20 protein-coding genes are annotated in these 23,014 nt (G+C 63.4%); 7 read left to right on the top strand and 13 right to left on the bottom strand.

What is annotated here, in order from left to right; all coding sequences use genetic code 11:
• Positions 1-524 precede the first annotated feature (524 nt).
• On the top strand, positions 525-1,928 hold the full coding sequence (locus tag I2H31_RS09850) for a sugar MFS transporter (protein ID WP_196292850.1): 1,404 nt from the start codon (positions 525-527) through the stop codon (positions 1,926-1,928).
• Positions 1,929-1,977: 49 nt separating this feature from the next.
• A complete protein-coding gene (locus tag I2H31_RS09845; protein WP_196292849.1) occupies positions 1,978-2,577 on the top strand; it encodes a hypothetical protein in 600 nt (199 codons plus the stop codon).
• Between the two features lie 94 nt (positions 2,578-2,671).
• Here the strand turns inward: I2H31_RS09845 and I2H31_RS09840 are convergent, their stop codons facing one another.
• The gene (locus tag I2H31_RS09840; RefSeq protein WP_196292848.1) at positions 2,672-3,217 is read right to left on the bottom strand and encodes an RNA 2'-phosphotransferase; all 546 of its coding nucleotides are present in this window, start codon (positions 3,215-3,217) and stop codon (positions 2,672-2,674) included.
• Positions 3,218-3,529: 312 nt separating this feature from the next.
• Here I2H31_RS09840 and murB point away from each other — a divergent pair, with 312 nt between their 5' ends.
• The 3 genes from murB (at position 3,530) to I2H31_RS09825 (ending at position 8,194) form a co-directional block, all read left to right on the top strand.
• Entirely contained in the window at positions 3,530-4,564 is a 1,035-nt protein-coding gene (murB, locus tag I2H31_RS09835) for a UDP-N-acetylmuramate dehydrogenase (RefSeq protein WP_196292847.1), read from the top strand.
• A gap of 121 nt (positions 4,565-4,685) precedes the next feature.
• Complete coding sequence (locus I2H31_RS09830) at positions 4,686-5,702, top strand: fibronectin type III domain-containing protein (RefSeq protein WP_196292846.1); 1,017 nt, start codon at positions 4,686-4,688, stop codon at positions 5,700-5,702.
• 119 nt (positions 5,703-5,821) lie between these two features.
• Positions 5,822-8,194, top strand: coding sequence for a phospholipase D-like domain-containing protein (locus tag I2H31_RS09825; RefSeq protein ID WP_196292845.1), 2,373 nt, complete (start codon positions 5,822-5,824; stop codon positions 8,192-8,194).
• A 72-nt stretch (positions 8,195-8,266) separates the two neighbouring features.
• Here the strand turns inward: I2H31_RS09825 and I2H31_RS09820 are convergent, their stop codons facing one another.
• The 6 genes from I2H31_RS09820 to I2H31_RS09795 form a co-directional block, all read right to left on the bottom strand.
• Positions 8,267-8,917, bottom strand: coding sequence for a nuclear transport factor 2 family protein (locus I2H31_RS09820; protein WP_196292844.1), 651 nt, complete (start codon positions 8,915-8,917; stop codon positions 8,267-8,269).
• A 145-nt stretch (positions 8,918-9,062) separates the two neighbouring features.
• The gene (locus tag I2H31_RS09815) at positions 9,063-11,948 is read right to left on the bottom strand and encodes an MSEP-CTERM sorting domain-containing protein (protein WP_196292843.1); all 2,886 of its coding nucleotides are present in this window, start codon (positions 11,946-11,948) and stop codon (positions 9,063-9,065) included.
• 205 nt (positions 11,949-12,153) lie between these two features.
• Positions 12,154-12,756, bottom strand: a complete 603-nt coding sequence (locus tag I2H31_RS09810) for a CDP-alcohol phosphatidyltransferase family protein (protein WP_196292842.1) — start codon at positions 12,754-12,756, stop codon at positions 12,154-12,156.
• A 36-nt stretch (positions 12,757-12,792) separates the two neighbouring features.
• On the bottom strand, positions 12,793-13,233 hold the full coding sequence (gene yiaA, locus I2H31_RS09805; protein WP_196292841.1) for an inner membrane protein YiaA: 441 nt from the start codon (positions 13,231-13,233) through the stop codon (positions 12,793-12,795).
• Positions 13,234-13,485: 252 nt separating this feature from the next.
• Positions 13,486-14,094 (bottom strand): hypothetical protein, encoded by a 609-nt coding sequence (locus I2H31_RS09800; RefSeq protein ID WP_196292840.1) that lies wholly within the window; start codon positions 14,092-14,094, stop codon positions 13,486-13,488.
• Between the two features lie 139 nt (positions 14,095-14,233).
• Positions 14,234-16,678, bottom strand: coding sequence for an endonuclease MutS2 (locus tag I2H31_RS09795; RefSeq protein ID WP_196292839.1), 2,445 nt, complete (start codon positions 16,676-16,678; stop codon positions 14,234-14,236).
• Positions 16,679-17,134: 456 nt separating this feature from the next.
• Between I2H31_RS09795 and I2H31_RS09790 the strand changes: the two genes are divergently transcribed.
• A complete protein-coding gene (locus I2H31_RS09790; RefSeq protein WP_196292838.1) occupies positions 17,135-17,542 on the top strand; it encodes a hypothetical protein in 408 nt (135 codons plus the stop codon).
• A 5-nt stretch (positions 17,543-17,547) separates the two neighbouring features.
• On the opposite strand, the gene I2H31_RS09785 is transcribed toward I2H31_RS09790, so the two are convergent.
• From I2H31_RS09785 to I2H31_RS09770, 4 genes are all read right to left on the bottom strand, one after another.
• On the bottom strand, positions 17,548-18,222 hold the full coding sequence (locus I2H31_RS09785; protein WP_196292837.1) for a hypothetical protein: 675 nt from the start codon (positions 18,220-18,222) through the stop codon (positions 17,548-17,550).
• Between the two features lie 311 nt (positions 18,223-18,533).
• Positions 18,534-19,106: a hypothetical protein gene (locus tag I2H31_RS09780; RefSeq protein ID WP_196292836.1), complete on the bottom strand. Its 573-nt coding sequence runs from the start codon at positions 19,104-19,106 to the stop codon at positions 18,534-18,536.
• 261 nt (positions 19,107-19,367) lie between these two features.
• Positions 19,368-20,120: a TIGR02757 family protein gene (locus I2H31_RS09775; RefSeq protein ID WP_196292835.1), complete on the bottom strand. Its 753-nt coding sequence runs from the start codon at positions 20,118-20,120 to the stop codon at positions 19,368-19,370.
• Between the two features lie 171 nt (positions 20,121-20,291).
• Entirely contained in the window at positions 20,292-21,254 is a 963-nt protein-coding gene (locus tag I2H31_RS09770) for a DPBB and LysM peptidoglycan-binding domain-containing protein (protein WP_196292834.1), read from the bottom strand.
• A gap of 180 nt (positions 21,255-21,434) precedes the next feature.
• Here I2H31_RS09770 and kdsB point away from each other — a divergent pair, with 180 nt between their 5' ends.
• Positions 21,435-22,184 carry a 3-deoxy-manno-octulosonate cytidylyltransferase gene (gene kdsB / locus I2H31_RS09765; protein ID WP_196292833.1) on the top strand — a complete coding sequence of 250 codons (750 nt, stop codon included), beginning with the start codon at positions 21,435-21,437 and terminating at the stop codon, positions 22,182-22,184.
• On the opposite strand, the gene I2H31_RS09760 is transcribed toward kdsB, so the two are convergent.
• Positions 22,181-22,615, bottom strand: coding sequence for a DUF1622 domain-containing protein (locus I2H31_RS09760; RefSeq protein WP_196292832.1), 435 nt, complete (start codon positions 22,613-22,615; stop codon positions 22,181-22,183). The two genes, kdsB and I2H31_RS09760, sit on opposite strands and share 4 nt — an antisense overlap.
• 53 nt (positions 22,616-22,668) lie before the next feature.
• Positions 22,669-23,007 carry a translation initiation factor gene (locus tag I2H31_RS09755; RefSeq protein ID WP_196292831.1) on the bottom strand — a complete coding sequence of 113 codons (339 nt, stop codon included), beginning with the start codon at positions 23,005-23,007 and terminating at the stop codon, positions 22,669-22,671.
• Positions 23,008-23,014 lie beyond the last annotated feature (7 nt).

Here is a 23,014-nt window from a genome sequence, read left to right as displayed (position 1 = left end):
TGAATAAGCCAACCCTACGATTTACTCTCCTTGGGTCACTTCTCATACTTTCTGTGCTCGTTATCGGGCCTATTCGGCTTAGTAGTTTTACATATCCATTGCTTTGGATTTATTTGCCATTCTTAGCCCTTTCTTTCTTTTATAGGCTAAAAAAGTGGCTTGCCGTTTCACTGAAAAATAGTATTAGGCTCCCTTTACCTACTCGCAAGTTTGGTTCTCTTGTTGCGGTTTATCATGTGTGGCAACGGCCCTGCAAAGGAGGAGTACGTAAGCAAAACAAACAGTCGCGTTAAAATTATTGGACGCGATTTTTCGTGTTATGGTACTACGGGAGATTTAATTCTTTATAAACAACTCACTCTTTTGCAAAACATTAAAGTTGAGACTTATTATAAGACGTTCCCAGATTATGAAATAATAGAAATTGATACGATAGAATGGAAGCGAACAAATAGTTATTAAATCGTATGTTCTCCAAAGCCGGCCCCGCAGTGGCCGGCTTTTTTTGTACCTTCCGCCCTTATATGGCTACTCCTGTTTCTGCTGCTGCAGCGGCCTCCACTGCTGCCGCACCCGCTCGCTCCTACGCCGGCCCCATGGTGCTGATGACCACGCTGTTCTTCCTGTTCGGCGCCGTCACCAACTTCAACGACGTGCTCATGCCCTACCTCAAGGACGTGTGCCAGCTCACCGATTTGCAGTCTTCGGCGGTGCAGTCGGCTTTTTTCGGGGCCTATTTTCTCATGTCGCTGCCCGCGGGCTGGGTCTTGAAAAAGCTGGGCTACCAGCGCGGCATCGTGGTAGGCCTGCTGGTGATGGCTGCGGGCGCGCTGCTTTTCATTCCGGCCGCTGATTCGCGGGCTTTCGCGCTCTTTCTCACGGCGCTGGCCACGCTGGGCGCGGGCGTCACGCTGCTGCAAGTGGCTGCCAATCCTTACGTGAGCATCCTGGGGCCGGCGCGCGGCGCGGCGGCGCGGGTGAGCGTGGTGGGCGTGGCCAACAACTTCGGCGGTAGCCTCTCGCCGCTGGTGGGTGGCCTCGTGTTGTTCGGGGGCTCGGTGGCGCTGAAGGCGCGGCTGGCAGCCCTGCCCCTGAATGAGCGTTTGGCGCAGGAATCGCAACTGGTGAAAGGCCCCTACATCGGCCTGGCGGTGTTTCTGGTGCTGCTGGCGGCGCTGTTTTTCTTCCTGGTGAAGCTGCCCGACATCGAAGGCATTCCCGAAGAAGCCGCCGAGGAAGCCCGGCCCATGGCGGCCGGCCGCACATCGGCGCTGGCGTTTCCGCACCTGGTGCTGGGCGTTGGAGCCATTTTCGTTTACGTGGGCGTCGAAGTTGGCCTGGGCTCTTTCCTCATTCGCTACGGCGAGTCGCAGGGCATCGCGCAGCTTTCGGCCTTCACCCAAAGCCTGGTGCGCGGCCTGAACGTGGCTACCAACTACGTGGGCGTGCTGTTTGGTCAGGCCCCCGCTCCGATTGATACTGCCGCTGGCTTCACCAAGGCCGTGGGCGCGGTGCTGGTGTCGTCGTACTGGTTTGGCTCGCTGGTGGGCCGGGTGGTGGGCATTCCGCTGCTGCTCAAGTTCCACAACCGCGCCCTGTTGATTGCGGTGTGCGCGGCCGGCGTGGCCCTGGTGGGCGCCAGCATCCTGAGCACCGGCGAAACGGCGCTGTGGCTCATCGTGCTCTGCGGGCTGATGAACTCCATCATGTGGCCCGTCATTTTCCCGCTGGCCATCACCGGGCTCGGGCCCTTCACCAAGCAGGGTTCTTCCTATCTGATTATGGCCATTGTGGGCGGGGCGCTCATTCCGCCGCTCATGGGCTTCCTTGCCACGGAAGGCGGCGGGCTGCGGGTGGCGTTTGTGGTGCCGGCGCTGTGCTATTTGTACCTGCTGTTTTACGCCATGAGCGGCTACCGCGTGCGGTAAGGCCAGCCCTACGGTTGAACTTGCGCGGGGCGGGCCCGTAGTAATTGGCATGGAAACGCCCTCTGCTTCGCGTCCTTACCGCTTGCTCAGCGCGGGCAACCTGGCCCTGGTATCGGGCGTGGTGGTGGTGCTCACTACGGTGGCGGTCTGGTTGTTTGGGCTGGGGCAGCACCGCACGCTGTTTGCCAATTCGCTGATTTCAACCACCATTTTATTTGCGGCCTTTTTCATCTTCACCACCGTGGGCCTCTACCACGGCGTGAAGCTGCGCGACGACGTGGGCCGCCTCACCGACCGCATCAGCCGCAAGAACTTTCCCGGCACCGGCGGCCTCGAATCTTTGCCCGATTTCGATTTTTCCGACGGCCACGGCATCCTCGGCATTCTGGCGGCCATTGTGCTGGCGGCGGTGGTGGCCATTCTGGCCGTATTCGTTATCTGGCTGGTGGGCGCACTGCTGTGGTCGGGCATCCTCATTTTCGCGGCCATGCTCTACTGGGTGTTTTTCCGGGCGCTGCGGCTGGTGTTCAAAAACTCCAACCGCTGCCGGGGCCGCCTGGGCGCCAGCGTCTGGGAAGGCTTCTGGTACGCCTCGCTTTACACCTGCTGGATTTACAGCATCATCATGGCCGCGCACTACCTGCGGTAAGGCGGACTGTAGCGCGGACTCTGTGAGTCCGTGCCCCCATGCGATGGACGAACGACACCCGACCGCCGCGGGGACGCGGACTACAGAGTCCGCGCTACAGCCCACCCAAGTACTCCGGCGGCACGGCCTCTACCAGCCACACGCCGTTGCCCGATTCGTAGAAAACGCCACCGGCGGCGTGCAGCCCGGCCGCGTCAACCGTCAGAATAAGGGGCTGGCCCCGCCGGGCGCCCACACGCCGGGCCGTTTCCTCATCGGGCGAAAGGTGCACGTGGTGGCGGCTCATCTTCTGCAAGCCCTCGCGCCGGATGGCGGGCAGCGCGGCCGGTGCCGTCCCGTGGTAGAGCACGGCGGGCGGCGTGGCGGGCTTAAGCTGCAAATCAACCGCCACGCTGTGCCCCTGCTGCGCCCGGATGCGGGTGCCGGTTTCATCGAAGGCAAAGCGCTGCTTGTCGCTGCCGGCCACAATTTCGGCCAGCTCCTCCCGGCTGATGGGCGTGCCGTGGGTAGCGCAGGCGGCCAGCAAATCTGCCACGCTCACCCAGCCGCCTTCCTGCAATTGCAGGCCAATGGCGTCGGGTTTGTGGCGCAGGTGCAGGCTGAGAAACTTGCTGAGGCGGGTGGCTTGCTTGGTATCCATGGCCGCAAAGTTGGCACTGGTTTTTAATCCTTTGCTGCAAAGAACCAGATAGTCATTAGTCATCCTTTCCACAGTCAAACCGAGACCAAGAAGAATCGCAACCATAAAGCCACTCGCCAAGCTGCTCTGCGTAGCACAAAGCCTGCGCTCAGCGCACAAAAGCATTCACGCTAGCACAAAAACCCGCTGAAATAGCACAACGCATCCTCGTGCGGCACAACCGCTATTCGTGCGGCACAAATCAAAAGAGTGACTTGACTGCCTGCACGACTTGCCGGGCAAGCCTCACACCGCCGCCGATACCTTTGCGGCATGGTACTCGAAGAAAATGTCTCCCTCCGCCCCTACAATACTTTTGGCCTCGACGTGCGGGCCCGCTATTTTGCCCGCTTCGCCTCGGCTGACGAGTTGCGCGAACTGCTGAAACGGCCCGAAGTGCAGGCAGCCGACAAGCTCATCCTCGGCGGCGGCTCCAACCTGCTTTTCACCCAGGATTTCCCCGGCGTGGTGCTCAAAAACGAGATTCGCGGCCTGGAAATCGCCGGCGAAGACGGCGAAAGCCAAACGGCTCTCGTCCGAGCCGGGGCCGGCGAAAGCTGGCACGGGCTAGTCGAGTACGCCCTGGACCAGCAACTGAGCGGCATCGAAAACCTTTCGCTCATTCCCGGCACGGTGGGCGCGGCCCCGCTCCAGAACATCGGGGCCTACGGGGCCGAGCTGCGCGACACCTTCGACCACCTCGAAGCCCTCGAAATCAGCACCGGCCATTTGCGCGTCTTCACGGCCGGCGAGTGCGGCTTTGGCTACCGCGAAAGCGTGTTCAAGAACACCCTCAAAAACCAGTTTGTGGTGACGGCCGTGGTGCTACGCCTGCACCGCCAAACCCGGCCCAACGTGCGCTACGGCGCCATTGCGGAGACGCTGGCCGAGTTGGGCATCGAGGGCGAGCCCACGCCGCAGGACGTGAGCCGGGCCGTGGTGCACATCCGCCGCTCCAAGCTGCCCGACCCGGCCGAAATCGGCAACGCGGGCTCTTTTTTCAAAAACCCCGAGGTGTCGCAAGCCAAGTTCGACCAGCTCAAAAGCCAGTACCCCGACCTGCCGGGCTACCCCGTGCCCGGCGGCGTGAAGGTGCCCGCCGGCTGGCTCATCGAGCGGGCCGGCTGGAAAGGCCTGCGGCGCGGCGCGGGCGCCGGCACCCACGGCGTGCACGCCCGCCAGGCCCTGGTGCTGGTGAACCACGGCGGCGCCACGGGCAGCGAAGTGCGCCAGCTGGCCGAGGAAATTATTGCCTCGGTGCGCCAGCAGTTTGCCGTCGAGCTTCACCCGGAAGTTAATATTTTGTGATGAAATAGCATCGAAGCAGCATTCGATTTTTACGGGTTTAATAGGCCAACTATGGGGGATTTATGCTGAACTTTGCCAACGGCACTTCCACCATCGGTCTGCTTATTTTCCTATTTTAACGATGATGAACAATCTGCTGCTCCTCGGCTTTTTGCTTACCGGCTCACCGGCCTTTGCTATCACTCCCGCTGCCACTCCCGACGCGCCCGCCGTGCCGCCGGTGCTCACCGTGAAGGCGGCCCGCGCGCTGGGCCCCGGCAGCACCGTTACGGTGCGCGCCGTGGTGCTCAACGGGCCCGAAATGGGCAACATCCGCTTCGTGCAGGACGCCGAAGCCGGCCTCGCCCTCTACGCCCAGCCCGCCAAGCTGCCCGGCTACGGCGAGCTGCACGCCGGCGACAGCGTGCAGGTAACCGGCCAGCTGAAGCTCTACAACGGGCTGCTCGAAATGGACCCCGTGGCCTCGGTGCACAAGCTGGCCGGCGGGGTAGCCCTGCGCGCGCTGCAGGTGCCCGTGGCCCAGGCCAGCACTGCTTTTGTGGAAGCCAACGAAGGCCGCCTGCTCGAAATCACGGGGGTGCCGCGCCTGCTCACGCCCGCGGGCACGGCCGTCACGGCCCTGGCCGGCAACGCCAACTACCTCATCAACGGGCAGCCCGGCACGCTGGTGCGGGTGGGCGCCGCCAGCACCGGCCCCGGCGGGCTGGTGGACGCCGTGCCGCCCACCGAAACGTTTGACCTGCGCGGCGTGCTCAGCCAGTACTCGCCCAGCGGCACCGGCGGCTACCAGCTACTGCCCCGCCTGGCCACCGACTTGGTGCTCGGCGGCGGCCGGCCGCGCCTCACCGAGGAGCCCGTGCCGGTGGACGTGAGCACCACCGGCTTCACGGTGGTGTATTCGACGCTGAACCCCGGCGACACCCGCGTGCGCTACGGCCTCAACGCCCAGACCCTGAAAGAAGTGCGCACCGATGCCGCCCTCACCACCCACCACAGCCTCACGCTCAGCGACCTGATACCCGGCACCACCTACTACGTGGAAGTGAGCTCGCGCAACGCCGCCGGCACCGAGACGGCCGCCCCCGTGCCCTTCATCACCAGCAACGGAAAGCGCAGCCGGCCGGGCACTAAAAATTAAAGACGAATGTTGGGCCGGCCAACGTGCTACCGGCTGCTGCTTTGGTTGAAATTCAGCATCTTTGTAGTCCGGCTTTTCTTGATTTTTAGTCTTCACCGTTTCATCACATTCCCTTCTTTATGAAGAAATTTACCCTGCTGGCGCTGCTGGCTTGTGTCACGTCGTGGCACGCCGCTACGGCCCAGACCCCCATTACCATCTCGGCGGCGCGGGCCCAGCAGCCCACCACCAACGCCGTGGCGGGTGCCACCGTCACCGTCACCGGCATTGCCACCAACGGCCCCGAGCTCGGCGCCATCCGCTACTTCCAGGACGGCACGGCCGGCATTGCGGCCTACGGCGGCACCACGGGTACCAACGGCACCCCGGCCGCAGTAGCGGCGGTGCTGAACTCGGTGCAGCCCGGCGACAGCATCGTAGTAACGGGCCAGCTGAAGCAGTTTTACGGCTTTCTGGAAATTGACCCGCTCACGAGCGTGACCATTGTGGCCGGCAACCGGCCGGTGGTGCCCCGGTCGTTTCCGGCCGGCAGCATCACGCCCGCTTTCGCCGAGCAGTACGAAGGCCAGCTGGTGCGCATCAACGGCATCACGTCCATCAACAACACCAACGGCACGGCCGTGACCTCGTTTGCGTCCATCTCGGCCGGCTACCGCATCAACAACGACCCGGCTACCCCGCTGTACGTGAACGCGGCCAGCAACGGGCCCTACGGCCTCATCGGCAAGCCCGCCCCGACCGGTTTGTACGACGCCATTGGCCTAATTAGCCAGCACATGACCAGCAACACCGGCACCGTGAACACCACCGCCGGCTACCAGCTGCTGCCCCGCCTCTACGCCGACTTCATTCAGGGCCTGACGCCGAACCTCATCGGCTCGCCCACCACCACCAACATCACGACGACCGGCTTCACGGTGAACTTCCTCACCCAAAACGCCGGCAACACGCAGCTGAGCTACAGCACCTCGCCCACCACGGGTTTTCAGACGGTGAGCAACGCCGCCAGCGTGACCAGCCACAGCCTGGCCCTGACCGGCCTGCAGCCCGCCACGGTGTACTACGTGCAAGCCATTTCGGTGAACAGCGTGGGCCAGTCGCAGTCGCGCGTGGTGCCCATGATTACGGCTTCGCTCTCGACCGGCAAGATGCGCGTGTACTTCAACAACGCCGTGGACAACACCCTGGCCATGCCCGGCAACAACGCCGTGTACCTGCCCAACGGCCACATCGCCGACACGCTGGCCAGCTACATCAACAAGGCCCGCAAAACCCTGGACCTGGCCATCTATAACTGGAACAGCCCCGTCATCCTGACCGCGGTGAACGCGGCCCGCGCCCGCGGCGTGAAAGTGCGCGTGATTTACGAAGACGACAACGCCAACGTGAGCATCAACAGCCTCGCCACCGCCATTCCGCGCCGGGGCCGCCCGGCCCAGACCGGCAGCAGCGGCAGCGCCATCATGCACAACAAATTCGTGGTGATTGACGCCGACACCAGCGTGGCCAACTGCCCCTGGGTGTGGACGGGCTCGACCAACTGGACCTCCGCGCAGCTGGCCACCGACCGCAACTCGGCCATCGCCGTGCAGGACCAAAGCCTGGCCCGCGTCTACACCATGGAATTCAACGAGATGTGGGGCAGCAGCACGCTCACGCCCGGCACCTTGCTCTTCGGCAACCGCAAAACCGACAACACCCCGCACTACTTCAACATTGGCGGCCGCCAGGTGGAGTCGTGGTTCTCGCCCACCGACAACGTGAACGGCCACCTCATCGAGACGGTGCAAACGGCCGATAACGACATGCACTTCGCTTCGATGCTCATCACCCGCGCCGACATCGGCCGCGCCATCCGCGACCGGGTGCAGCTGCGCGGCATCGCCGCCTGCACCGAGGGCCTGACCAACGACACGGCCAACACCGACGGCTCGGGCAACAACTTCCGCGTGATTCGCTCGGCCATCGGCAACCGCATGCTGCTGAAGCGCCCTTCGGGCATCATGCACCACAAATACCTGATTGTGGACGCCGGCAACGCCCAGTCGGACCCCACCATTTTCCTGGGCTCGCACAACTGGACCAACTCGGCCGATAACGAAAACGACGAAAACACGCTCGTTATCCACGACGCCCGCATCGTGAACCAGTACTACCAGGAATTCGCCACCCGCATCTCGGAGCAAAACGCCACCGGCGTGGCCGTGTGCCGCCTGGCCCTGGCCACCAAAAACGGCACCGTGCAAGCCAGCACCTTGCAGGCCTACCCGAACCCCACTGCGGGCAGTTTCAACCTGCACCTGGCCAGCACCACGGCCCGCACGGCCACCATCGTGCTGCGCGACGCCACCGGCCGCGTGGTGCTCACCCAGACCCAGCCTCTCACCGGCAACGACCTGACCATCGACGCCACGTCGCTGAAATCGGGCCTGTACCTGGTGCAGGTGACCACGCCCGAGGCCACGCAAGTGAGCCGCGTGGTGGTGGAATAACCCCGTGCCCCTTGGCCAACAAAAAAGCGGCTCCCGTATGGGGGCCGCTTTTTTCGTTTTCAGCAAAGCTGCTTATTGCCCGGCTACGTCGTCTTTGTTCCGCTTGCGCTTCCGCTCGTGCGAATCGCCTTTGGGGGCGTTTTTGGACACCAGCGTCATGCGCTCCGGCACCACGAAAGTGGTTTGGTTGGCCACCACCAGCCATTTGCCGTTGCGCTTGATGAACATGTGCGTGGTGCGGTATTCGCCGCTGGTAATGTTGCCGTTCATGCGGCCCCGGAAACTGGTGTTGTGCACCACCAGGCCCGCGTTGCCATACACGCGCACGATGTATTCAAAGGGCTTGTTGATGTCGCACTTGGCTTCGTCGTTGGCGATGGCGGCCAGCACATCCGATTTGCCGGTCACGAGCCCCAGCGAATTCACCGACACGTATTCGTCGGCCAGCAGGTGGGTAATGGTTTCAGCGTCGTTGCGGATGGTGGCCTGCGCCCAGCTTTCTTCGATGCGCAGCAGTTCGTCGGCATCGGGGCCGCTGCTCACGGGCATGGCCGCCGCCAGCTTGGCGGCCGCCTCGGCGCGGCGGGCGCGTTCGGCTTTTTCCTGGGCCGCGCGGGTTGCCGCCAGTTTGGCCGCGCGTGACTTCGCCGAGCGGTGCTGCGCCCAGGCCGGCGCCGTAGTGGCCAGCAAAGCCAGCAGGAAGAGGGTAAATAGCGTTTTCATAAGCGTAAGCGGGTTAAATGAATGCCAATTGATGAGCAGTGGCATTCGGCTACGCTTTTCTACTCAGCAATCTTCCAGCAAATATATATCACAAATACTATTAGTTAAATAGCAAGACCAGAAATGACTATACCGAGCAATAAGATTACAGCGCATTCGCTGTTTTGAGTCGTCTTAATTGCCAGACCGCCAGCAGCACGCCAGCCCCCAGCAGCAGCGCCGCGCCGCCATCAAGCGGTGTTTCGGTGGGGCGCAGGTCGCCTTTTTCCTGGGTGTCGAGCGCGGCGTTGGCGTTCATGGTTTCATTCTGCTTGCGGCGCAGGGCCGCTTTCTGAGCCTCGTTTTCCAGGGCCAGGAAGGAGGTGAAGGGCGTGAGAATGCCCGCCCGGAAACTGGCCTGGATGAAGGGCACCCGCTCGCGCTCGGTGGTTTCGGGGTGGAAGGTTTGCCATTGGCTGTAGCCGCGCAGCAGCAGGCCCGTCAGCCAGGGGTTGTTCGGCGCGGCAGTGGGCGTGGGCACGGCCTGAGGCTGGCCCAGCACCACCTCGGCCGCGTTGGTGTCGGGCAGGTAGGCCCGGGGCCGCGCGGCCGAGGGCCAGGCCCGCACGGCCACCGGCACGCCCGCCGCCGGGGCCGCCCCCATCACCTGCCGCGACTGCCGGCGCAAGGAGTGCGGCACGAGCTGCCCGTCGGGGCCCAGGACGTAGAAGGCGTCGCTTTCGGGATACGCGCTGCTGAAATCGGCGAAATCGGCGTCCAGCACGGCGTTTTCGATTTGGTCGGTCACCGCCACCAGCACCGGGTAGGTGGGCGCGGGGTGCTCCTGCGCCTCAAACAACACCTGCCGGATGGCGCCGCCGAGGTAAAAACCGCCTTCCCAGCGCGCTTGGTTGAGCTGCGCGGCCCAGTCGGTGCCGGCGGGCACGGGCGTGGTGTAAGCATTCACCAGGCTGAAGCGGGCCGGGCCGCCGTGGGGCAGCGGCTGGGCCAGCTGGGCCTGCACCCGCTGCTGCAGGGCTTGCTGCTGCCCGGCCGACTGCGCCGAGGCATCGAGCAGGAAATGGTAGTAGGGCCGGCGCTGCACCAGCGGCAGGGCCTGCTTGGCCAGCGCGCTGAGGTACACCACACCGTTGCCGGCGGTGGCCACGGGCGCTACGAGCGGGCCGACGTCGGTACTGTCGCCCAGCGCCACGGTGCGGCCGTCGATGATGAGGGTGCAGGGCTCCTTGTGCAGCAGTTGGATGCCGGTGTGGCGCAGCTCGGTGGTGGTGACGGGGAACACGCGCAGGTCGATGGCATTCGGGCCGCTGTAGGTGAGCAGACCGGGGTCGCGGTTTTCGCTCACGATTTGGGCAAACACCCAGTCGGCGGCGCGCTTTTCGGCCAGAATGCCCCGCTCCTGCCGCTGGCCGATGGTCAGGTAATAGTCGCTCACCCAGCAGCCCGGCGGCAGCTGGATGGTGGTGCGGTATTCCGCGTTCCAGCCCGCCAGCTCGCTGTTGCCCACGTCGAGTTTCACCCAGCTCACCCAGGCTTGCTGGCGGGCGTCGTAGCGGCTTTCGGCGTGCACGTCGCGCAGCTCGGCCGGCCGGCCGGGCGTTTCGGCCCAGGTTTCGCGGATGGGCCGACGCGAGCCCACGAAAATGCGCTCCAGGTTGCTGAGCTTGTCTTCCGACAGCATCAGATTATCCAGCACCAGCCAGTTGAAATACGAGGACAAATACGGCAGGTGGGTGCCGAGCAGCGAGTGGCGGTACTGGTTCTGGTTTTGCCGAATCACGGCCAGGGTGCCGGCCAGCCCCGCCGCGTCGATGCGCATCGGCCGGGCATAATCCGGGGTGTACACCTGCGCCAGGGCCGCGTGCAGCACCCGCCGGTCGTGCCAATAATCGGCGGTGACGGCCACGGGCAGCGCTGCCAGCCCCGCGGCCAGCGTGCCCACGACTACTTTTTGCGAGTAAATCCCGCGCAGCGCGGCCAGGTCGGCGCCCAGCTGGCGCACGTGCACCACAAACAGGAGCGTGGGCGCCAGCAGCAAAAATCCGGTTCCAATCAGAATAATGGCCGGGATGGACAGCGGCAGAAACGGCAGGAAAACGATGAAAAAGTAGAACGTGTAGCCAAACAAGGCGCTACGCCCCAGCAGTTGCGCCAGCCGCAGTGGCGGGCGGGAGCTGTCGGGCAGGCACAGCAACGCCCCATTCAGCATCGCCAGCGCGTAAAACCACGGGCTGCTGAAATCCCCAAAAAGGCCCTCTCCCAGCAGCGAATTGTGCCCGAACAGCAGGCCGTTGTTCACGGCCAGGCCCAGCAGCGGCAGCCCCACGGTGATGACGAGTTTCCAGACCAGGCTGGTGTCGACCCAAAAGCCTTCGCGGCGCCCGGTCATGATGAACAGCGCCCGCACCAGGAAAAAGAAAAAGCTGAGCGTGCTGAGCACCGCCGTTCCCACGAAGAGCACCGTCGTCAGGGTTTCCCACCGGGAAGGGCCGTCGTAGGCGCCGCTGCTACCCGCCAGGTGACCTATCTCGCTCAGTATCTGATAAGCAACAATCCAGCCCAACGGGGTCAGCACCGCAAACGCGATGTTGGGGAGGGCGCTCTGGGGCCGGTCATCGGGAGTAAATTTGGCCACGAGGGCCAGCAGCGCATGCACCAGCGTGGGCATCAGGAAAGTCCAGCCGATGAGCAGGGGCTCGGTGGGCACCATCCAGCGGGGCACCACGCCGAAGGGCAGCAGCCCATCGCCGTGCCAGGTGAGCAGGCAGAGCAGCACGCTGGTGGCCAGCGCCGCCACCGCGCAAAACCAACCGCCCACCGGCCGCTGGCGCACCCACTGCCGGCCGGCGTAGCCCGCCATGCCCACGCCCAGCAGCAGCGCCGCCAGCCCAAACTTCTGCCACAGGGCCACGCTGACGGGCGGCAGCAGCGTGTGCACCACCGAATACTCGCCGTAGCAGAGCAGCAGCGCCGCCGCCACGGGCGCGGTGTTTACCAGAAAAATCCATTGGGGGCTGCGTAAGCTGGGCATGAACAGAACCGGGCCAACCCCGGCAGCAAGTGAGAAAATCGAGTGGCGGCGCGCTGCCGCGCGCCCGGCCCTCCACCCCTGCCGAACCGGCTAGGGTCAACGGGACAAATTATTTCGAAGAACTTTGTATTTCAAAGTTTATTGTGCCGAGGCTTTAATAATTTAATAAAAAGCCCGCCTCCAGGCCGGAAGCGGGCTTTTTGATTTAGCCGTTGAAGAGGCGGTGGCGCCTGATGGGCTTGTGCTGCCGCAGCTGCAGCGCGTGGTAGCAGGTGGGCACGTCGTTGGTCCAGCGGCGCAGGAGCAGGACGATGGCCACGATTTCCAGCCGGCTCAGCACGCCCAGCCCGAAGCAGGCGTCGAACAGCAGCCCCGATTCGCCAGTGCTCAGCACCTGCACCAGGGCAGCAAACGAAACCAGCACCCAGACCTTGGCGCCCCACGAGTGCGTGGCCACTTCCTTGCGAAACTTAAGGAAAGACGCCGCATACGTGAGGCCCTCCAGCCCCAGCAGCGTCCAAAGTTGCGCGGCGTGCTGCGCAAAGAAAGTGGGGCGGGCCACGTAGGTGGCCACCAGCACGAGGGCCCAGAACGCCTGGTCCACGGCCGAGTCCAGGCGGCGCAGCTTTTCGGTGGAAATGCCCAGGTGGCGGGCAATAATGCCGTCGAACACGTCGGTGAGCACGCCCAGGGCGAGCAGGTCCACGGCCCAGGCCGCAAAGTGGGCCACGCCCAGGCAACTAAGCGCCAGCAGCGCCCCGCCGATGAGCAGCCGGGAATAAATGAGCGCAATCGGCAGGAGCTTCACGGCGGATTTCCGGCGAAGTGGCGGGCGCGGGTTCGGCTACTGGCCGAGGTCGGGGCGTTCGGGCTGGGCGTTGCGCAGGCTGTCGCGGGTGTTTTTCTGCACCGCAATGGCCGCGAACAAGCTCAGCACAAACGACATGGCGTAGAAGCCTTTTTCGCTCAGCGTGAGCGTGGCGTTCCAGAGGCCCACGGCCAGCAGCACGACGGTCAGGAGCACCGACACCCAGCTGATGCCGTAGTACAGGTTGGTGACCGGGATGCCTTCGAGGCGGTCGCGCACGCTTTTCTGGACGGAAATGGCGGCGAAGAGGCCGTACATGAGCACGGTGAAGTAGTAGCCCTTCTCGTTGAGGGCCATCTGGGCGTTCCAGAGGCCGATGTTGAAGGCGACGAAGCCCACGAGCAAAGCGGCCCAGGAAGCGCCAATGAAGGCCGAGGAAGTTTGTGAAGCGGGCTGGGCGGTGGTTTGGGGTTGCATGGCGGTGGCGGGTGAAAGTGATGACTGCGGGCCGAAAGCTACTCAGCAGCTTTGGGGAATGCTGAGCAAACGTACGGATGGCCGGCGCCGACCGCCAGGTAAAATGTGCTTTCAAGGGACTTTTCAACCCAACGCGCAGCTTGCTCACCAGAACCCGAAAGGCCCTTAAAAGAAAAGCCCAGGCCATATCTAGGCCTGAGCTTTGTTGTTATCAGCGGATATTTCAGAAAGAATTGGTTCTGCCGAATATGCTTACTTTTTTGCTGCTATTGCCTTTATCCGCCCTGCGGGGCTGATGCTGTATTGCGTGCGCTGCTGGCTGAGAACCGTGGGGTTTCGGTTGTTGTAGTAAAATTCTCTGGACGTCAACGTGGTATAGAAGCTGGCGCAGCCCATAATGTACCCCGTTAGCGCGCTGGCGTGGCCTTTGACCTTCGCAAATGCTTTCGGCCCTTGCTGGTACTGCTGCCGACTGACAACCCAGCCCACCGGCTCCCAATTGTGCACCTGCCACGCATCCACCACCTGAAAATCGGGGGTTACGGTCAACAGAAAGCCGTCCATGATGCCCTCAAGCACCAAGAGTTCGTGCCCACAAGGCGGCCAATCGACCCGGTAGAGCCGGTAGTGACGCAGGCTCACAGAATCCTCGTCGGCAAACCAGCCCCGGCGCGCCGTGATGATGCGCTTTACCCCGGGGTACACCCGTTGCTTCAGCGCCTGAGCCAGGCTCGTTGTGGTGTCGGCCTCCACCAGGCAGCAAGGAATGTTTCGGATGGCGGGCAGGCGCTGGTAAGCAGCCCGCCAGTCCTGGCCGTTGGCCGCCCGCGAGGCAAGCAAAGCACCCAGCAGCAACACCAAAGACCAAAACCCGGTGGCGGAATGCGAAATGTGCGTGTTGAAACTGGTCATGCTTTGCCGTCGCTGGAATAGGAGATGCCGTTGCTCAGGGAGCCGAAGAAACCACGGGAAACGGACCGGGCCATGTGCTTCACTCCCGCTACTTCAGCACGGCAATGGTCACGCCGTCGCCGCCCCTATCGGGGTGCTCGTCGGCTACGCTGGCTACGGCGCGCTGGGAGCGCAGGTAGTCGCGCACTACCTGGCGGAGCACGCCGTTGCCGCGGCCGTGCACGAACTTGATTTCGGGCATGCCCAGCATCACGGCGTCGTCGACGAAGCTCATGGTTTTGGTGAGGGCGTCTTCGGCGCGCTCGCCGCGCAGGTCGAGCGTGGGGCTGAAGCCGGCCATGCGGTCGGTGATGTTCACGCTGTTGCCGCCGGTGCTGCCCCCGCCGCCGAGCTTGCCGGCTTTGGCCTTGGCGGCCTGTTCGCGCTCGCGGATTTCGGCCCGGCCCAGCTTTTCGAGCTGGTTGAGCTTGGTGAGGGTTTTCAGGCCGCCGAACATGACTTCGGCGGTTTGGCCTTTCACGCTTACCACTTCGCCGTAGCCGTCCTGGCCGAAGAGGGCCACTTTGTCGCCGGGCTGCACGGCGCCGGCCACGGCGCGCTCGCGGGTGGCTTTGGGCTTGGGCGGCTCGATTTGCAGCTCCTTTTTCACGAAGGTTTCCAGCTTTTCGCGGGCCGCTTTGTTGACTTCCTTCTCGGCGTTGCCGCGGCGGATTTCGCCGATGGTGGCTTCGATTTGCTGGTTGGTGTTCACCAGAAGGGCCTTGGCCTGCTGCTTGGCGGTGCGCAGGGTTTCGAGCTTGGTGTCTTCGAGGTGCTGCTTGAGGTCCTGGTATTCTTTGGCGGCGCTTTTGAGGCGGCGCTCGGCTTTGGCGGCTTCGGCGGTGCGCTGTTCGAGCTCGGTTTTCTCCTTTTCGAGGCCTTCGAGCAGGCGGTCGTAGCGGATTTTGTCTTTGCCCACGAGCTGGGTGGCGCGTTCTACTACCTCTTTGGGCAGGCCGATTTTGCGGGCGATTTCGATGGCGAACGAGGAGCCGGGCTTGCCTACTTCGAGGCGGTAGAGCGGCTGGAGCTTCTCGGGGTCGTAGCGCATGGCGCCGTTGACGAGGTGCGGGGTGCGCTCGGCGAAGTTCTTGAGGTTGGTGTAGTGGGTGGTGATGACGCCGAACACCCGCGCTTTATTGAGCTGGTCGAGCACGGCTTCGGCGATGGCGCCGCCCAGGCTGGGCTCGGTGCCGGTGCCAAATTCGTCAATCAGGACCAGGCTTTTCTTGCCGGCCAGCAGCAGGAACTGCTTCATGGCCAGCAGGTGCGAGGAGTAGGTCGAGAGGTCGTTTTCGAGGCTTTGTTCGTCGCCGATGTCGAGGAAAATGTCTTCGAAGACGCCGGCTTCGGAGTTGTCGGCGCAGGGGATGAGCAGGCCCATTTGCAGCATGAACTGCACGAGGCCCACGGTTTTGAGGCTGACGGATTTGCCGCCGGCGTTGGGGCCGGAGATGACGAGGATGCGCTGCTCGTGGTTCAGCTCCAGGTCGAGGGGCACCACTTCGCGGGGGTCGCCGGAGTCGCGCTTGTGCTGGGCGAAGGCGAGCTGGAGCAGCGGGTGGCGCACGCCGTGCCACTTCAGCAGGGGCTTGTTGTGCAGCTGCGGCAACTGGCAATCGAGGGTGACGGCGAGGCGGGCTTTGGCGCGGATGAAGTCGATGAGGCCGAGGTAGCCGTAGGCTTTGCGCAGGTCGGGGATGTGGGGGCGCAGCTGGTCGGTGAGGGCGGTGAGGATGCGAATGAGCTCGCGGTGGTAGGCGTTGTCGAGGTCCTTGATGTCGTTGTTGAGCTCGAAAACGGCTTCGGGCTCGATGTAGACGGTTTGGCCGGAGGCGGATTCGTCGTGAATCAGGCCCTTGACTTTGCGCTTGTGCTCGGCGATGACGGGCAGCACGAGGCGGCCGCCGCGAATGGTGGGCTCGGCGTCGGAGGGAATCCAGCCTTCGGTTTTGGCGTGGCGCAGGATGCCGGCAATCTGCCGGCGCAATTGCCCTTGGCGCGCTATCAGCTCCTGGCGAATCTGGCGGAGCAGGGGGCTGGCGTCGTCGCGCACGGCGCCGTCGTCGTCCACTACTTTGTCCAGAGCGGCGAGCAGGTTGCGGTCGACCTGCACGCCGATGCCCAGCAGGCGCAGGGTGGGGTACTGGTCTTCGTCGGCCTGCGAGAAGAAGGTGAGGGCCTGCCGGATGGTGCGCAGGCTCATCTTGACTTCAAAAAAGGCGGTGACGTCGAGGTAGGCGCCGGGGAGGGCGGCGCGCTGGAAGTGGACCTTGGCGTCGTAGTAGTGCGAGGCGGGGAAATCGGCGCCGGAGCGGAGCAGGTAGGCGAATTCGGCGGTTTGCTGGAGGAGTTTGAGCAGGGGCTCGTGCTTGGGCTGGAACTCCATGCGGGCCACGTACTGCCGGCCCAGGGCGGAGAGGCAGTTGGCTTCGAGCTGCTCGCGCAGGGTGCTGAAGCCGATTTTTTGTTCGAAGTGTTGGGGTAAGAGCAAGAAAGTAGTCTTTTGGTATTCGGGAATAGGGTACGAAGGTAAACAGCGGGCGGGGCGGGAAGATTCGCGGGAATTCAGGAAGAAATGGGGCGGGCTGGCGGGGGCTGGGGATGGCGCGCCGGACGCGGGCGGTGAATCTTCGGCGTGGGGTATAGTATGGCTGCGAAGTGCCGTATTGTGACTTCGATTGCCGTGTTGTAGACTTATTAGGTCATATTATGGACTGGTTAATTAGCTATTGTGACTACTATTGTGGTATTTAGTGCGTGAAGTATGATATTATTGACTTAGTTTAGGCTATAAGGTACTTGTTTGGGGGTATTTCAGACTAGTGCGAGGGTGTTTAGGACTGAGGAGCTGGTGTTTGTGACTGGGGCGGGTGTGTAAAAGACTTGTAATAGCTATATTGCGGGGGCTGGGGCTGATGGGGCCGGCCGGCTATTCCTTTCTTTTTTTATGTCTGATACTACGATGTTGCCGGAAGAGGCGCCGGGCCTGGCCGACCAGTTTGCGGCCCGCCTGGCCTTGCGCGACAACCCGGGGCCGCCCCCGCCGCCCAGCCAGGCGCCGGAAGCCATTGCGGCCCGGGTGGCGGCGTGGCTGGGGGCGCACCACGACGTGGGCAACCGCCGGGGCCGGGCCAGCCTGAGCGCGATGCTGCTGGTGCTGGTGCAGCAACCCGAGGCGGCCACGGCGGCCCTGCAAGCGGCCAGCGGCCTGGGCCCGCGCATGGCGGCCCGCGCCACCCGCCGCCTGGAGGCGCTGGGGCTGACGGAGTGGTTTTACCGCAGCCGTACACGCTTCCACCGCCTCACGCGGGCTGGGGAGGATGCGCTGCTGCCCGTGGTGGCGGGGACGGCGTGATGGCGCTACTCCGGCTGCTGCTTGCGTCGTTTAGCAGCGGAAAGCCAGAACCCCAAATATGTGAGGTAGCCCAACAAACCGTTCGTCAGGGCGGCGAAGTTGGGGTTACGGCTTTGCGATACTATCCAGACTGAATAGACAATCCAACCCGTGGCAATCACCAACAGTATTGTTGCAGCCGGTTTATCAAAGAAGCTATTTTCTCGTGGCAGAATGGGCAAGTTGTGCTGCGTTTGGTATGCCCTCAAGGCCGTTTCAAACGTGCTCACAATGCCCTCAGCATTGTCGCTTTTACGAAGCCAAGTATTAGCATCTATTATCAGCTTTGGTTCATTGTGGATTCTCAACCGGAGCTCCTCAGCCCCATTGTGAGCGAAAACACGGTATGAAGTGACGGCTTGAAACAGCACCTTCCGCTTTTCGCCCGATTTTCGATTTATCACCGATAATTCGCTATCAGAAATGTTAAGGAAAATGGGTTCTGCAGCTATTTTTTGTATCGAGAGGATGCCGGCAAACAGCCCCGCTATTACTGCAATGCCGAACCATACTAACCCCGCTCCACCCCTTATGTAAGCAAGCCCGGCAACGCCAATACCTACGCCGAGAACCATACCACCTAGCACGAGTGCCCATGTTTTTGTCCGGCTTACTTGTAGCAATTCAAATTGTCTATTCATGGTGACGCAGGATTACAGGCAGGCACAACTACTTGCTATTTATCGATAATGACTTAGTTGCATTACGCATCCCCGCTGGCGCACCGTCTCGCAACTACTTATTATCCCCCGTCTCATTATTATCCCCCGTCTCATACAGCGCAAAGTTGTACTTCCCTGTGTTGCTAAGTTACAGCAGGCGCTGGTTGGCGGTGCTCCTCCCCCGCCGCTCGCGAGTAGCCCAGGCGGCCCGGCGGCGGGGGTGGCGGGGCTGGGGGAAGGACTGCTGGCACGGCCTTCCGGCCCTTTTGCTAAACCAGTGCGGCGGCAGTTCAGGGCTTGGTGGCGGGGCGGTAGCTGGACACCACGGCCAGGAACTGCCGCAATTCTGCTTCCGTGCGCACGTCGGCCCAAAAATTAGCGGGAAACGAAACGTCGGGAAGAGCTGCCGGAGCAGCCGGGGCCAGCAGGGTGACCACGACTTCGGTGCCATCGGGCCGGGGCCGGAGGCCGAGCGTGGCCCGCCAGGCGTCCCCGGCGCGCTCTTCGTAGGTGCCAAAGGGCGTTGGGTTGCCCCACGGGAACGGGTCGCCGCCCCGGTTAAAGGCGCTCACGTGCGTGCCGGCCGAGTGGCCAAGGTCGTAGGTAATGAGCAGCCCGGGCAGGCATATTTCGCCCCGGTCAGAATCCTTGGTTCCCGTGCGCCGGTGGGTGGCCTGCGGCGGCAGCTGCACCGTGCCCCGGGTGCCCAAGGCTACGCTGGTTCCGGCCGGCACCAGCCGCGGCGGCTGATACTGGTGCAGCAGCTGGGCCAAGGCTTCGGGCACGGCTTGCGCCCTCCCGCGCCCGGCCACGAGCAGCAAGGCAACCAGCAACGCGAACACAGGAAAATAGAATCGGACCATACAGGGGAGGGTGAGAATGCTGATGGAAGTTACCTGCTGATGCGTCGCCTGGTGTTCTTACACACCAGTACACGGCCACAGCCCTCCTCCCGACAAGGTTCGGGGCTATTTATCCACTCCCCGCTGGCGCGCGTCTCTGACGCGCTGCCCACTGGGTTCGAGCCTGTGGCTCGGAGGCGCACGGCCTACGGCATATCGTTCACGGAGCGAGTCGGAGACTCGAGGCCAATGGGCAGCGCGTCGCAGACGCGCGCCGGCGCTCTATTTATCCACGCCCGCCCCGAACAGCGCAAAGTCGTACTTCACCGGGTCCGTGGGGTCGAGCAGGCGCAGGTTGGCGGTGAGTTCTTCGGCGGCTTGCCAGTCCACGAGCTTGCGGGTGAGCAGGCCCAGGGGGCGGGCTTGGCGCTCCACGTGCAGGTCGATGGGCATGATGAGGTCGGCCATGGAAAGGCGAGTCCAGAGGCCGAAGTCCACGCCGCGGTCGTCGCGGCGCACCAGCCAGCGCAGGTACATGTTCACGCGTTTGCAGGCCGATTTGCGGGCCGGCGTGGCCACGTGCTTGCGGGTACGCTGGGGCGCATCGGGCAGGCTGAAAAAGCGGTGGTGGAAATTGATGAGCCGCTCGCGCTGCGAGTGGCCCACCAGAAACGCGGTTTCCAGGGTGTCGTGCTGCCGGTACCAGTCGCGCAGGAAGTACACGAAGTACAGCAAGTCGGTGTCGCAGAAGGTGCGGTGGCAGAAGCCCAGCAGGCGCTTGAGGTCCTCGTCGTGGTGCTGGGTGATGAACTGGTGGGGCGCGTCGTCCATGCGGCGCAGCAGCTCGTTGCACTTGTTGACGATGGTGGGCCGCTGCCCCCAGGCCAGCAGCGCCGCAAACAGCGCCGAAATCTCAATATCCTGCTGCTGGGTGAAGCGGTGCGGGATTTGGATGGGGTCGTTTTTGATGAATTCGGGCCGGTTGTAGCGCTCGTACTGGGCGTCGAGCTGGCGGCGGAGCTGGGCGATGTTCAAGGGGAGGTGGGAAGAAAAACGCCTGTCATCCTGAGCGCAGCGAAGGACCTTCTCACGCCAGCAGCAGTAGATAAGCACTGCAAGCTGTTCAGGCGTGAGAAGGTCCTTCGCTGCGCTCAGGATGACAGGCGTTTTGAATGCTAAATAATTATTGCCTGCTCAACTCCAGCCCTACTGCGGAATGTAGTTCGTCTCGACCCGGAAGCGCGAATCGGCGGTGCCCAGTTTCTGTACCGCGCGGGGCGAGAGGCGCACCAGGATGTTGTTGTTTTCGCCCGTGTCGGGCAGCTTGCCGATGACGCGCACGTACACCGACAGGCCGTTCATGCTGTTGCGCACCTGCATGATGGTGCCCACGGGGGCGGTTTTGTGCAGGGCGAGGTACTTGTCCGTCACGCTCTTTTCGATGGGGGCACCCAGGCCCGACTCCACCACGCGGGAGAGCAGCTCACCGGCGCGGGTGGGGGTGCGCTCCTCTTCCTTTTCTTTCTCCTTTTCGGCCGGCGCGGGCGTCACGGTCGCAATTTGCGCGGGCTTGTCGGGGGCGGGCGGTGGCGTTTTGGCCACCGTGGTGGTGGGCACGGCTTCTACCTCCACCGGGCGCACCGGCGCGGGGGCCGCGGGCGTTGCCGCCGGGGCCGGCGCGCTGGCTTCGGCCGCGGCGCCGGCCACGATGAGCTGCTGGCCCACGCGCACCGAGCCATTGGCCGGCAGCTTGTTGAGCCGAATGAGTTCATCGGGCGACACCTGGTACTTGCGGGCAATGGCAAACAGCGTTTCGCCCTTGGCCACGGTGTGCTTGCCGGGCAGGGCGCCCGCGGCGGCGGAGGTTTTAGCGGGAGCAGCGGCCGCCGTTTTCCCGGCCGGCGGGCGGGGCACAAACACAATCTGGCCGATGCCCAGGCCGTTTTTTATCTGCGGATTGGCGGCCGTGAGCTGTTCGAGGGTGACGTGGTAGCGGCGCGTGAGGGCCGTGAGGGTTTCGCCGGCGGCCACGCGGTGCTTCACAAAGCGCTGGCCGCCGCGCATTTCCACGCCAATGGAGTCCGAGGGCGTGCCTTTGGCCGCCGCACCTTTGCCCGGACCGGGCCCGCCGAGGGCCAGCACCGTAAACAAGGAAAGAAGTATCGTCATAAAATCAACCTGGCAAAATCAACACCACTTCTGCCCCAAAAACCAACCGGGCAGGCAGCGGAGGCAAAATAACGCAAAAACGCGCGGGGAATTGGCCGCGCCCCGGCCGCCGGCCGCCCAAAGCCCGGTATTTGCCAGCTATTTTTGGTGCTTTCTCTTGAATTTCTTACTCCTTTCCGCATGGTTCTTGGCCTGATTCCCGCCCGTTTTGCCTCTACCCGCCTCCCTGGCAAGCCGCTGGTCGACCTCGGCGGCATCAGCATGATTCAGCGGGTGGTGGCCCAGGCCCAACAGGCCAACCTGGCCCGCGTGGTGGTGGCCACCGACGACGAGCGCATCCTCCAACACGTGCGGGAGTTCGGGGGCGAGGCCGTGCTCACCCACCCCCACCACCCCAGCGGCACCGACCGCCTCTGGGAAGCCTTCCAGCTGCTGGGCAGCCCGCCGGACGTGCACTGCATCGTCAACATCCAGGGCGACGAGCCGTTCATCAACCCCGCCCAAATCAACGCCCTGGCCGATTTATTTGCCGACGCGGCCACCGCGCCCGACATCGCCACGCTGGTGAAACCCGTGCTCACGGAAGAAGAGCTGTTCAGTCCGCACCTGCCCAAAGTGGTGCTGAATCAGCGCGGCCACGCCCTGTATTTCAGCCGCCACCCCCTGCCCTACCAGCGCGGCCGCGAGCGCGCCGAATGGCTGGCCCACCACCACTACCTGCGCCACCTGGGCCTCTACGCCTACAAGCCCGCCGTGCTCGAACAGCTCACCCGCCTGCCCGTGTCGCCGCTCGAAGCGGCCGAGAGCCTGGAGCAGCTGCGCTGGCTCGAAGCCGGTTTCCGCATTCAGTGCGCCGAAACGGAGCTGGAAGCCTTCGGCATCGACACGCCCGAGGACGCCGAGCGGGCCCGGGTGCGCCTGGGGCGCTAGTCGGCGTCGGCGCGCTGCACCACGTGGTCTTCGGGCGTGGCTTCGTGGCGCTCCTCGCGCATTTCGCGGGAAAGGAAGTAGTTCAGCGCCGTCCGAATCACGGCAATGGCGCCCAGCTTGCCAATCTGTTCCCAGCTCGGCGCAATGGCGGTGGAGAGGATATCGGCGCCCAGCTGAAATTCCAGCGCCAACGCCAGGTAGCGCGCCAACGTCAGCCGAATGGCCGTAAAGTCGGCCGTTTCGCGCTTCAGCAAGGCTTTCACCAGCAGCCAGCCCGCACTCAGGATGCCCAGCGCAATGATGGCCGCGCCCACGGTTTCCACGCCCAGCTTCAGCCAGAGCACGGCGCTGATAACGCCGCTTTCGGCCTGCCCGTGAATGGAAGTTACGTCGCGGGCCGCTTCGGGCAGGGCGGAGAATTGGAGCAGCATAGGTTATAAAAAATGGCAATGGTGGGCGAAGCCGAAAATGCAGTCGGGACTGATTAGCCGCCGGCCTTCTTGGCTTTGTAGCCTTCCTTCAGCAGCACTTCCAGCACTTTGTCGCGGAAGTCGCCCTGCACCACCACTTCCCCGTCTTTGGCGCTGCCGCCCACGCCGCACTTGGTTTTGAGCAGCTTGCCCAAGGCTTGCAGGTCCGCATCCGTACCCACAAAGCCAGTCACCAGCGTGACTTGCTTGCCGCCGCGCTGCTTTTTGTCGAGCTGCACGCGCAGCTGTTGCTGCTGGGGCGGCAGCGTGGTGGCAGCGGCCGGCTCGTCGGACTGGTAAGTAAAATCAGGATTGGTGGAATACACCACACCGGTGCGGCTGGGCTTTTTCATCTTCTTA

It is taken from the genome of Hymenobacter ruricola (genome assembly GCF_015694525.1).
Classification (GTDB): Bacteria; Bacteroidota; Bacteroidia; order Cytophagales; family Hymenobacteraceae; genus Hymenobacter; species Hymenobacter ruricola.
Note: the sequence above shows the minus strand (reverse complement) of the source record. Positions and strands in the feature narration are given on the sequence as shown.